At 55.2% G+C, this 11,298-nt stretch carries 11 protein-coding genes and 1 pseudogene; 10 read left to right on the top strand and 2 right to left on the bottom strand.

All coding sequences use genetic code 11. The annotated features are described in order from the left end of the window. Positions 1 to 16: 16 nt before the first annotated feature. The 9 genes and pseudogenes from O4H31_RS16740 to O4H31_RS16700 all read left to right on the top strand — a co-directional run bounded on the left by O4H31_RS16740 (position 17) and on the right by O4H31_RS16700 (position 8,755). Positions 17 to 1,180: an ABC transporter substrate-binding protein gene (locus O4H31_RS16740; protein WP_120352507.1), complete on the top strand. Its 1,164-nt coding sequence runs from the start codon at positions 17 to 19 to the stop codon at positions 1,178 to 1,180. 61 nt (positions 1,181 to 1,241) lie between these two features. After that, positions 1,242 to 1,862 carry a TetR/AcrR family transcriptional regulator gene (locus tag O4H31_RS16735; protein WP_120352506.1) on the top strand — a complete coding sequence of 207 codons (621 nt, stop codon included), beginning with the start codon at positions 1,242 to 1,244 and terminating at the stop codon, positions 1,860 to 1,862. A gap of 228 nt (positions 1,863 to 2,090) precedes the next feature. Next, positions 2,091 to 3,115, top strand: a pseudogene (locus O4H31_RS16730) (IS110 family transposase). 309 nt (positions 3,116 to 3,424) lie between these two features. Further along, positions 3,425 to 4,417 carry an IS30 family transposase gene (locus O4H31_RS16725; RefSeq protein ID WP_132447155.1) on the top strand — a complete coding sequence of 331 codons (993 nt, stop codon included), beginning with the start codon at positions 3,425 to 3,427 and terminating at the stop codon, positions 4,415 to 4,417. Between the two features lie 101 nt (positions 4,418 to 4,518). Further along, complete coding sequence (locus O4H31_RS16720) at positions 4,519 to 5,520, top strand: IS30 family transposase (RefSeq protein WP_120352504.1); 1,002 nt, start codon at positions 4,519 to 4,521, stop codon at positions 5,518 to 5,520. Between the two features lie 142 nt (positions 5,521 to 5,662). After that, on the top strand, positions 5,663 to 6,016 hold the full coding sequence (gene tnpB / locus O4H31_RS16715; protein ID WP_120352502.1) for an IS66 family insertion sequence element accessory protein TnpB: 354 nt from the start codon (positions 5,663 to 5,665) through the stop codon (positions 6,014 to 6,016). A 62-nt stretch (positions 6,017 to 6,078) separates the two neighbouring features. Continuing rightward, on the top strand, positions 6,079 to 7,743 hold the full coding sequence (tnpC, locus tag O4H31_RS16710) for an IS66 family transposase (protein WP_120352501.1): 1,665 nt from the start codon (positions 6,079 to 6,081) through the stop codon (positions 7,741 to 7,743). A 270-nt stretch (positions 7,744 to 8,013) separates the two neighbouring features. Further along, positions 8,014 to 8,265, top strand: coding sequence for a zf-TFIIB domain-containing protein (locus O4H31_RS16705; protein WP_120352500.1), 252 nt, complete (start codon positions 8,014 to 8,016; stop codon positions 8,263 to 8,265). 28 nt (positions 8,266 to 8,293) lie between these two features. Next, positions 8,294 to 8,755, top strand: coding sequence for a pentapeptide repeat-containing protein (locus tag O4H31_RS16700; protein ID WP_240791654.1), 462 nt, complete (start codon positions 8,294 to 8,296; stop codon positions 8,753 to 8,755). A 68-nt stretch (positions 8,756 to 8,823) separates the two neighbouring features. On the opposite strand, the gene O4H31_RS16695 is transcribed toward O4H31_RS16700, so the two are convergent. Next, on the bottom strand, positions 8,824 to 9,789 hold the full coding sequence (locus O4H31_RS16695) for a calcium/sodium antiporter (protein ID WP_120352499.1): 966 nt from the start codon (positions 9,787 to 9,789) through the stop codon (positions 8,824 to 8,826). Between the two features lie 223 nt (positions 9,790 to 10,012). Between O4H31_RS16695 and O4H31_RS16690 the strand changes: the two genes are divergently transcribed. Further along, the gene (locus O4H31_RS16690) at positions 10,013 to 10,657 is read left to right on the top strand and encodes an exopolysaccharide biosynthesis protein (RefSeq protein ID WP_240791655.1); all 645 of its coding nucleotides are present in this window, start codon (positions 10,013 to 10,015) and stop codon (positions 10,655 to 10,657) included. 99 nt (positions 10,658 to 10,756) lie between these two features. Here O4H31_RS16690 and O4H31_RS16685 read toward each other — a convergent pair whose 3' ends face one another. Then, the gene (locus tag O4H31_RS16685; protein ID WP_206054330.1) at positions 10,757 to 11,254 is read right to left on the bottom strand and encodes an MgtC/SapB family protein; all 498 of its coding nucleotides are present in this window, start codon (positions 11,252 to 11,254) and stop codon (positions 10,757 to 10,759) included. Positions 11,255 to 11,298: the final 44 nt, after the last annotated feature.

Below are 11,298 nucleotides of genomic sequence, written 5' to 3'. Positions count from 1 at the left end.
CCAAAGGGAGAGACCAATGAAGAAACTAGCAACAGCACTTGCGTTTACCGCAATGACAGCCACCGGCGCGATGGCCGAGGGGCTGCAGGGCGTGACCGACGACATGATCACGCTTGGCACCTATACGGACCTAAGCGGGCCGTTGGCAGTCTGGGGTGTGCCCGAGGCGAATGGCCTGCGCATGCGCGTGGACGAGATCAATGCGGCGGGCGGCATTCACGGTCGCCAGCTTGAGATTATAATCGAGGACACGCAATATCAGGTGCCCCGCGCGATTCAGGTTGCAAACAAACTGATGCGCCGCGACCAGATTTTTGCGATGGTTGGCGCGCTTGGCACACCGATGAACCTAGCGATCATGCCGCAACAAATTGAAGCGGGAATTCCCAACATGTTCCCGATGTCGGCCGAGGTCGAGATGTATGAACCATTGGATCCGATGAAATACGCATTTTTTCGCAGCTATACAGACCAGTTTCGCGCGGGCGTTGCATACTTCAAGGAAAATGGTGATTTCTCAACACCCTGCATTGCGCAACTCGCAAATGAAGCTGGTGAATCAATGGCGCTTGGCGTCACGCAGCAATTGGCAGAGTATGACATGAAAGTCGCGGCCAAAACGGAGCATTCGGCAACCGAATCCGATATGCTCTCGTCTGTAACCACATTGAAAAACGCCGGTTGCGATATCGTGTTTCTGGCGGGTGGGGTGCGCGATACAATTCTAGTTGTTGCAACATCTAAAAAGCTTGGTTTTGAACCGACTTTCGTGACTGGAATGGTGTCCTATATGGATGCAGTTGCGACTGCCGCTGATGGCGCGATGGATGGTCTATATCTGGTATCGCCTTTTGTTTTTGCGAACGCAGGAGACTCCGAAGGGGAAGCAAAACGTATCCTGGAGAGTTACAGCGAAATTTACGGTGAAAAGATGGCCCCACAAGCGCAGCTTGGTTACGTTTTCATCGACCTGATTGCCGTGGCGCTCGAAGCTGCTGGTCGCGATCTGACGACCGAAGGATTTCTGGCCGCAACCGACGCGATCACTAGCTATGTTGATCCGATCGGCGGCCAGTCGGTCAGCTTTGGCCCGGAAGACCATCAGGGCATCGAAAGTCTGATTATGGCAAAAGTCGAAGACGGTAAATGGACTATTGCGGCCCGCGGGCTCGACTACTAATCTGTCAGTGATAAATGCGGGCGGTGCTTCGGTTCCGCCCGTTGGTTTTGAAAGAGTAGCTTTGACTAGAATCCATTGGCACAAAAAAACCAAAGATGCCAAAGGCCAGCAAAAGCTGAAACGGCGGGCCATGCTCAATCTGGCCGCGCATTCGTTTTCAACAGTCGGATACAAACAGACATCGATGGATGACATCGCAGCGGCACTCGCAGTCACCAAGCCCGCGCTTTATTATTACGCCAAAAGCAAAGAAGATATCCTGATGCAATGCGCCCGCATCTCGCTGGAGCGGGTCGAGCTATGCTTCACATCGGCACAGGAAGTTCAGGGTAACGGGCTTGATCGTATCCGCGTATTCTTTAGAGTCTATGCGAACATGGTTGTGAGCGAATTCGGCTCTGCCTTGATGCGCGAAGCGCGGCGCAATCTGACCGGAGAAAATCAGAAGAATTTGCGTCAGACACTGATACACGGTCAGAATTTTCTTGAAAGTATTATCGCAGAAGGGATCAAAGACGGTTCTATCCGCGATTGCGACTCAAAGCGCCTCGCACATGTGCTTTTTTCGGCCTTCAACCAGATGCCGATCTGGTATAATCCGAAAGGGCCGCTTAACCCAGAGAGTATTGCAGATGAAATGCTGGAACTAATCATCCATGGCGTGGGTGCGAAGAATACTTGATTCTAAATTTGTTGCCTATTCAAACAGCGCCGATTTTATTAAAGATTTAACATAAGATGGACTCTCGGATTTTTGAAGGAGCACTTTCATAATTAACATAAACTTCATTATGCGCCTTTATATTTTGTTTCGGGCACATTCTAAACTGATGGATTGGATGCCCCTCCTGCTGGTTCATTATAGAACCGTCCGAGCCATGGTGGTGCGGACGTCTTGCAGGAGGAACAAATGTCAGAAGCATTTATCATCGGTATCGACCTGGCGAAGCGCGTTTTTCAAATACACGGCGCTGATGCCGCAGGTAAAGTCTTATACCGTAGAAAGCTGAGCCGGCCTCAGTTCAATAAGTTTCTAAATGAGCACCCAAGTTGCATTTTTGCGATGGAAGCGTGCGCGTCCGCCCATCATTGGGGGCGTGAAGCGCTTGCTGCAGGTCATGAGGTTCGATTGGTACCGGCACGATATGTGAAACCGTTTGTCAAACGCCACAAGAGTGATGTTGTCGATGCAGAGGCCATTGCAGAAGCCGCGATGCGTCCCTCAATGCGCTTCGTCCCAGTGAAAGCCCCGGAACAGCAAGCACAGGCGATGTTGTTTCGGACGCGCGAATTGTTCGTGCGGCAGCGCACCCAGCTTATCAATTCGCTTCGCGGATACTTGGCGGAGTTTGGGATTGTGCTGCGGCTACGCATTCGGAACGCTGATATTCTCAAACGAGAAGTAGAGGAACAGGCACATAAACTGCCCGACGAAGCCAAAGGCTTGGCGGAACGGCTCCTAGCGCAGATCGAGACTATCAGCGCAGAAGTCGAAGGTCTGGATCATTCCATCAAGATGCATGCAAAAACGTCAGAGGAAACGCGGCTTATGCAAACGATGCCTGGCGTCGGCCCGATGTCCGCCATCGCAATTTCGGCCTTCTGTCCTCCCGCCAAAAACTTTCGCACGGGGCGGGATTTTGCAGCATGGCTTGGTCTTGTACCTCGACAGCATTCGACAGGTGGTAAGGAACGGTTGGGGCGAATTACAAAATGGGCCAGAAAGATGTGAGGCGGTTGCTGATCATCGGTGCAATGTCCGTCATCAATTCCATCGAACGATGGAAGCGTTGTGCCGAACCATGGTTAGCGCGTATGCTTGAAACACGCCCCCGTATGGTTGTTGCTGTTGCTTTGGCAAACCGCATGGCTCGGAGGCTTTGGGCCATGTTGATGACGGGCCAGATTTATCGCATTCGCGGGGCCGTCGCTTAGCGGCAGACCCACGGATACCGGCAGGTATGTGAGGACGAAAGGATCGACTAAGGAAAGCGGATCGACGAGAACGAACATGGAAAAACCAGTGCAACCCTTCGCGGCTTCGAGCCCGATAAACTGATTTGGAGCCAAGTTCGCGCATCTCCATAAGGGCCAGCAGCCAAGTGTGCTGCACAAACAGGCCGGACACGTGACTGCACCCGATCATGCTATCTAAACGTCGAAACAATCACCCACATAAACCGGGGCATCCACACGTGGGTTGCGACAAATCCCCTATCTTGCTGGAAAGCAAGGAGAACGGACATGGCCCACACAGAGTTAGGATTGCGTGAAAGACGCGCGATTGAAGACATGTTGAACGCGAAGATGTCAGTGGACAAGATTGCAGCTGAGATTGGGAGACATCGTTCGACCGTGTTTCGCGAGATCAAGCGAAACAGATACATTGATAATGAGCTCCCCAATCTTAGCGGTTACTACGGTGTGACTGCACAGAGGTCCGCCGTCGACCGGCGCGCGCGTCGACGCAAGCTGGTACGGTTTATTGAATTGCGAGATGCCGTGATCAAACAGCTCAAAGTTGGCTGGTCTCCGGAACAGATCGCGGGTCGACTTCAGTTGGACGGCCAGGAACTTCGTGTCAGCCACGAGACGATCTATGCCTACATTTACGGTCCCGATGGCCAGTCCGAAGAATTGGCGCGGTATCTACCGCATCGCCGTAAGAAGCGGCAACCAAGACGCAGGCGAACACCTCGAGGCCTTGCTTTCCCACCAGATCGGTCGATTCACCAGCGGCCTGACTATGTTAAAACCCGCGAAACATTTGGTGAATGGGAAGGCGACCTCATGATTTTTGAGAGAGCGCACGGTAAAACCAATGTTGCTTCTCTGGTGGAACGCAAAACGCGCTTTGCCGTTCTGTTCCGCAACAACGACCGCAGTACGACGCACCTGATGAACAAGCTGATGAGTGTGATGGAACCCCTGCCCCAGCCGGCGCGAAAATCGATCACCTTTGATCGAGGGATCGAATTCCGCGACTGGCGCAAGCTGAAGCCCGGTATCGGAACCGAGGCGTGGTTCTGCGATCCGCAGGCTCCGTGGCAAAAGGGTGCAGTCGAGAATCTGAATAAGCGCGCACGGCGGTATCTACCACGCGATGCACCCGTGGCCGCGCTCTCAAATCGAGACATGAAATCGATTTGCGATCGCTTGAACGGCACGCCAAGAAAGTGCCTGGGCTGGCGCACGCCAACGGAAGCCTTCAGAGAAGAACTGATGAAAATGAGATAGAGGAACGCGTCGCAACGTGTCTTGAGATTCCAGGGGCGCGCGCTACCCTCAAGTACGACTCTTGTTAGAAAACAGTAGTTTATCTAGTGAGAGGAATCGGTATGGGAGCCGTTTACAGCCAACTGAGTATCACAGAACGACGCAAGATAGAACGCTGGAGACACGCAAAGGTCCCCGTCGATGAGATGGCGCGCGTTCTGAAGCGCTGCAGATCCACGATATTCCGTGAGCTGAAGCGCAACCATTTCTCGGATGAAAACATGCCCGGATGCGATGGCTATTACGGTGCAGCTGCGCACCTGATACAAGCGGAACGCCGTGCTCGGGAGCGCAAACTGATCAAACATCCTGAGCTTCGAAAGCGCGTGATTGAGCGTATCAAGAACGGTTGGACACCAGAGCAGATCAGTAACCGCATGATCCACGAGCGCGCTTCCCTCAGGGTCTGCCAGGAAACCATCTATCGCTACATCTATTCCAAGGAAGGTCAGCGCGAAGACCTGTGGTGGTATCTACCGACCCACCGTGTCGCCCGCAGACCGCGTCGCACCAGAAGGCGCAGAGAACCCAAATTCCACCGCGATGTCAGTATCCTGTTCCGACCCGATGATGTCGCTCATCGCCGTCAGTTTGGCCACTGGGAAGCTGATTTAATGCTGTTCAAACAGAAGCTTGGCCAGTCCAACGTTACCTCATTGGTTGAGCGCGTCAGCCGCTTCACCGTGATCCTGAAAAACCCGAACAGGCGCACCAAGCCGGTCATGGGAAAGATCATAAGGTCTCTCAAAGATCTTCCCCTCGTCGCCCGTCGGTCCATCACTTTTGATCGCGGAACTGAGTTTGTCAGTTGGCCACACCTACAAGCTGAGATCGGAACCCAGACGTGGTTCTGCGACCCCTCCAGCCCCTGGCAGAAAGGCACAGTCGAGAACACAAATCGACGCCTTCGAAGGTGGTTGCCCCGCAAACGCGACCTCCGGCAATGCACAGATCACGATATGAAGGTGATCTGTGATCGCCTCAACAACACGCCGCGCAAGTGCCTCGGATGGAAGACGCCAGCCGAGGTCTTCCGCGAAAAGATGTTGGAGGAAATGCGATGACGCCCCTACCCTGAGCTCGATAAGAGTCGCAGTTCAGGTATCGCTCACAGATCGAAATTGGGGCCGATGTGGTGTTGCGGGTGCCGGGCGATGTTCCGGCGGAGCGAGCAGCAGCGGTGGCGCATGCGTTGCGAGGATCGACATGATTGTCGCGGGGCAGCGCCAGCCTATCTTGATCGCGACGCGGCCGGTAGACTTCCGCTGCGGCCATCGGGCGTTGGCGTTGATCGTACAAACTGAGCTGAAGCTCGATCCTCATTCGGGGGTAACGATCGTGTTCCGTTCGAAACGCGGTGACAGGCTGAAGATTTTGGTTTGGGATGGAACAGGTCTTGTGATGGTTTACAAAGTTCTGGAGCAAGGCAGCTTTGCTTGGCCGAAGGTTCAGGACGGGACAATGCGGCTGTCGCGCGCCCAGCACGAAGCTCTGTTTGAAGGTTTGGACTGGCGCCGGATCATTGCGCAGCGGGTCGCTGCCCCCGTTGCTGCGGGTTGATTTATTAGGCTGTTTTGGCTTTGTTTTATTGGCTTTCCTTGCGGGAACAGCTATAAATCCACATGTCGCAGCCCTTCGATCTCAGCCTATTTCCAGACCTTCCGCCCGAAGTTGTGAAGGCGTTCGAGGCCGCGCAGTTTGAGCTGGCGGTTGAGCGTGCGGCCCGCCAGCATGAGCAGGCGGTCGTCGCCGAAAAGGACACCTTCATCACCGAGTTGAAGGCCCTGATCGAGAAGCTGCAAGGTCAAGTCGGACAATACCGACATGCGAAGTTTGGGCCTAAATCCGAGAAGTTGGACACTGCGCAGCTCGAACTGGCGCTGGAGGATCTGGAAGCCGCCATCGCCGAGACCCAGCAACAGATTGACGCTGTCGAGGCGAAGATTGCGGCCAGTGAGGCCAATCCCGAGAAGAAGGCGCCGCGCAAGAAGCGCAAAGCGCGCGCCTTGCCGGAACACCTGACGCGCGTCGAGCGCATCATTGAGCCAGACAGCATCGTCTGCCCTTGCGGTTGTGGCGACATGGTCAAGATCGGCGAGGATCGGGTCGACCGGCTGGATTACATCCCGGCGCGGTATCAGGTGATCGTCACAATCCGCCCTAAATACGCCTGTCCCAAAGGTCGCGCAGGCGTGGTGCAGGCGAAAGCTCCGGCGCATCTTCTGGAGGGCAGTTGGCCCACCGAGGCGCTGCTGGCGCAGATCGCCGTGTCCAAGCATTCCGAGCACATGCCGCTGAACCGCCAAGCTGTGGTCATGGCGCGGCACGGTGTGCCGATCGACCGATCGGTCCTCGCCGACTGGATGGGTCGGACCGGTGCGCTGATCGCGCCGGTGGTGGACCGAATGGCGGTGCTGCTGAAACAGGGCAGCACCCGGCTTTATGTCGATGAGACGACCGCCCCCGTTTTGGACCCCGGACGTGGCAAGACCAAGACCGGCTATCTTTGGGCGGTGCTGCGCGACGATCGCGGCTGGAACGGCCCGGCGCCACCGGGCGTGGTGTTCCACTATCGGCCCGGCCGAAAGGGCGAATACGCCAATGAACTCCTGACTGGCTTCAATGGCACGATCCAAGTCGACGCCTATGGCGGCTATACCCATCTGGCTAAGCCAAACCGCAAGGGGGGTGAGCCATTGAAGCTGGCATTCTGCTGGGCCCATGGGCGGCGCAAGCTGATCAAGGCCACGCCGCAGAAAGGCTCGCCCATCGTCGATGAGGCGTTGGTGCGCATCGCGGCGCTGTACAAGATCGAGGATGCCATCCGCGGGTCAGCGCCTGAGCATCGTCGGGCGGTCCGCCAAGAATTGTCTCGCCCTCTGGTGGATCAGTTCTTCGCCTGGTTGGCCGCTCAGGCCGCGCGCGTCTCGCGCAAATCCGACCTCGGTGTGGCGCTTGCCTACATGCTGCGGCGACAAGACGGCTTCCAGCTCTTCCTCGAAGATGGCCATGTCGACATGGACTCCAACCTTGTCGAGAACGCTATCCGCAGCCCGGCCATGAACCGCCGCAACGCGCTTTTTGCTGGCCACGATGAGGGCGGCCGTTCTTGGGCGCGCTTCGCAAGCCTGATCGGCAGCTGCAAGATGAACGGCGTGGAGCCCTATGCCTACTTGCGCGACCTCTTCACCAAGCTCGCCAACGGTCATCTCGACCAAGACATCGATGCTTTAATGCCATGGGCCTACGCTGCGGCCTCATCCCCTCATAATGAGCTCATCCGGTAGTCCCCAGTGAGCTCATTCTGAGCACTCACGAAAGCGAAAACCCGACCGCAAGTAGATTCACAATGGGGCGTGGACGCCGCATACAATTGAGACGATGACAATAGGGCTGCAGTTGGATCAGATGGATACGGCAAGCTGACCTGGCAAGGAAAGCTCCGACATCGAGCCCTTTGTGACACCGTTGCTCCAGATGACATGAATGTTTGAGCGCAGATAGATTGCAATTTGCCGCTAGTATCCCCAATTCAGCTAAAACGCAGGAGGCTACCTATGCAATGTCCGATCGATGGAACCCAACTGGTGATGACAGACCGCTCCGGTGTAGAAATTGACTACTGCCCTCAATGTCGTGGGGTTTGGTTAGACCGAGGCGAGCTGGACAAGATCATTGAACGGTCGGATCCCGAACCTGCCCCCCGTGAGGTCGCCTCCCTGCGCAGTTCGGGACAAGATCGCGACCACGGCAAGCCTTATAAAAAGAAGCGTCGCGAAGGCTTTTTGAGCGAGCTTTTTGACTTTTGAAAGGCCTGATGGGCTTAGGTGGTACTTCTTGAAAAATCATGCGTTTCCGACGAGCTGCCTTGGCGTGCTTCTGACTGTCGCTTCTCTCTTTGGCACTTCCGCGATCGGGCAGGAACCGGAGCAGGAGAAGCAATTGCGCATGCTCGGCAGATGTTCCGGTTGTACCTTCGAGCAGATGGACCTCACAGGTCGGAAGTTGACCGGAATTGACCTGACCGAAGCTCAATTAAGGGACGTCGACTTCTCGGAAGCAGGTCTCAACCTTTCGCTGTTTGACCAGGCTACCCTCGAGAATGTTTCGTTTGCCTCTGCCGATTTGACGGGCGCCAGTTTTACCGGTGCCAAGCTCATCAACGTAACATTCGAGAACGCGGTTCTCAAAGCAGCCGTCTTCGAAGATGCCATTCTCATCGACACTGATCTTGATGCTGGGATCTACTGCAACACGCAGGTGCCAGATGAGACGATGGTCAGCACCGAATGCGATTGAGCGGCCATCTAATCGGTCTGGCTTGAGCTACATCTTCATGCGGCCTCGGCCGGGAATATTCAGGAAGGCTAGCTGATCGCGCCGCTTTGGAACAGGTATCCAATGTAAACTGCATAACCCGCTATGAACAGGAAGCCTGCTACTCGACCGATGCGCTTGGCTGCAAACAAGATCACAGCCAGGCCGCAGGACAGTAGTAGCATGAGCACCATATCAAGCCCCTGGAACCGTTCACTGACTTCAATCGGAACGATTGCGGATGTGATCCCAAGGATCGCTAGGACGTTGAAAATATTACTCCCAATCACATTGCCTATGACCACGTCAGACTGTTTTTTGAGGGCCGCAGAGATAGATGTGGCCAGTTCAGGCAGGGAGGTGCCGATGGCTACGAGGGACAGACCAATCACAGCATCGGAAACCCCGAACGTTTTCGCGATGGACCCGGCCCCGGACACCAGCAGATTAGCACCCGCCACGAGCGCTATGATGCCGCCTAGAACAAAGACGGTGGCAACGCTCGTTTTGGTGATGCCGGAACTTTCAAACTCCTCGGTCTCATGCTCGAACATCTGGGAGTCCCGGCTGCGTTTTTCCATCCAGAACGTCGCACCGAGGTAGACAGCTAGAACCGCGAGCAAAAGTGCGCCCTCGAGGCGGTTTAGAAACGCTCCTTTGAGCAGGCCAAACAGCGCGAAAGCGACCAAGGCCGCTACCATCGCTTCCCGTACAGCAGACCTATCCCAACCGGCGATCGGCATGATCAAGGCCCCAGCCCCGATGATAAGTAGGATATTGGCGATATTGCTTCCGACCACATTGCCCAGAGCAATTTCGGGGGATCCGCTGAAAGCGGCCTTCAAGGAGACCAGCAGCTCTGGTGCTGATGTGCCAAACCCAACGATCGTCAAGCCAATGACCATTTTGGAGAGTCCGGCCCGTTCGGCAATCGCAACGCTACCGCGAACAAGACCTTCGCCCCCTGCGAAGAGCAAAACGAGGCCGGCTGCGATGTAGATCAGATCAATGCCCATGCGGTCTCAGTTCATAAGAATATTGCATAGGCTCTTGGTTCCCTCAGGTTCATACCCAAATAGAGTTCCATTCAGCTCCCTACAAGAGTGGAACAGGGCGCATTCCGAAGGGACCTGCCAATCAATACCCCAGGCAGATGGGCCCCCAAGTTAAAGGCAGACCAATGACCACCATCCGAGAGACACTTTTCTATACTCCTCCCCATCGGGGCTTGGGAAAATCGTGACAATCGACTTCAGTTATCCACTGTCGAAAAGGCAAAGGACCGTCAAAAGTCGTTCTCTATCGTTCAATTTGCTTTGCGTGCTTCGGAGTGAGCGCCCGCGCAACGCGATACCCCTTGGTCATCTCTTAGAACAGTTGGGGGAGCGGTCATTCGGTTGGGCCATTCTGCTCTCATCCCTAATTAACCTGTTGCCGCTGCCTCCGGGCGCCACGCTTGTAACGGCCATCCCCCTGGTGTTCTTTAGTGTTCAATTGGTGCTCGGGCGTTCTTATATTTGGCTGCCGCCTTGGATTGCCAAACGGTCATTGTCCCGTTCCGCTCTGAGAAATACTGTGCTGCGTCTACGGCCGATTTCCCGACGCGTTGAGCGCCTGACTCGACCGCGCCTGCAAGGCGTATTCCAAACCAAAACTGAGCGTCTAATCGGATTGCTTCTCTTAGCAATTGCCTTGGCACTGTTTGTTCCTTTACCGCTCAGCGGGTGGTTTCCTGCTATTTCACTTTTCGTCTCAGGTATTGGTTTTGTTGAGCGCGATGGACTTGTTGTACTTGCTGGTATCGGCATGGGGCTGGCTTCGATAGTCCTGACGGTTCTCGTCGCGTTGTCAGTTGCAGCCGGGGCGGATGCCATTATGCATTGAGGGTGTCCTATGCAAATTTAGACCCAATACCTATTACGTCGGGTACTGTCCTTTGGAGCATTAGCCCACCGAGCATGGCAAAGCCGAACGTTAACAGGGTTACCGTCCTTCTTGGACCCCGCTGTGAATAGCAGAAGATGGTAGGATGCGCGGGATAACGGCGAGGATGATCAGCACGATCACCGTCGCTAGGACCGCAGTTGCCTCGAGACCGAGCCCCGCGACGATACCAATCCCAGCGGTAGCCCAAATGTTTGCAGCAGTCGTCAGCCCTTGGACCTTTTGTTCTGCTGCGCGTATAATGATCGCTCCTGCCCCTAAAAAGCCAATACCCTGAATGATACCTTGCAGAACCCGTGACATGTCTGGAGTGGGCATGCCACTCTGTAATGGGCCGATCACGAAGAGTGCCGCCCCAACAGCCACCAGCATATGGGTGCGCACCCCGGCGCTTCGCGCTTTGAGTTCTCGTTCATAGCCAAGCAGCCCGCCCAAAAACGCGGCCAATACCAAACGCAGCGTTATACGCGTCATGGTGGACAAATCGGGAATATCGGAAAATTCGTTGATGATGGTTGCCCAGACTTCTTGCCACACGGGTTTAATCCTTATTCAGCGCAACCTCGGCCGAGGTGCAACAA

Origin of the sequence: Sulfitobacter dubius (assembly GCF_027214245.1) — a bacterium.
Classification (GTDB): Bacteria; Pseudomonadota; Alphaproteobacteria; order Rhodobacterales; family Rhodobacteraceae; genus Sulfitobacter; species Sulfitobacter dubius_A.
The sequence above is the reverse complement of the archived record's forward strand: the minus strand, read 5'-3'. Positions and strand labels throughout refer to the sequence as shown.

Excerpts from the sequence above, each read along its gene's own strand:
- O4H31_RS16740 (WP_120352507.1), top strand. The coding sequence starts at position 17 with ATGAAGAAACTAGCAACAGCACTTGCGTTTACCGCAATGACAGCCACC.
- O4H31_RS16725 (WP_132447155.1), top strand. The coding sequence starts at position 3,425 with ATGGCCCACACAGAGTTAGGATTGCGTGAAAGACGCGCGATTGAAGAC.
- O4H31_RS16720 (WP_120352504.1), top strand. The coding sequence starts at position 4,519 with ATGGGAGCCGTTTACAGCCAACTGAGTATCACAGAACGACGCAAGATA.
- tnpB (WP_120352502.1), top strand. The coding sequence starts at position 5,663 with ATGATTGTCGCGGGGCAGCGCCAGCCTATCTTGATCGCGACGCGGCCG.
- tnpC (WP_120352501.1), top strand. The coding sequence starts at position 6,079 with ATGTCGCAGCCCTTCGATCTCAGCCTATTTCCAGACCTTCCGCCCGAA.
- O4H31_RS16705 (WP_120352500.1), top strand. The coding sequence starts at position 8,014 with ATGCAATGTCCGATCGATGGAACCCAACTGGTGATGACAGACCGCTCC.
- O4H31_RS16695 (WP_120352499.1), bottom strand. The coding sequence starts at position 9,789 with ATGGGCATTGATCTGATCTACATCGCAGCCGGCCTCGTTTTGCTCTTC.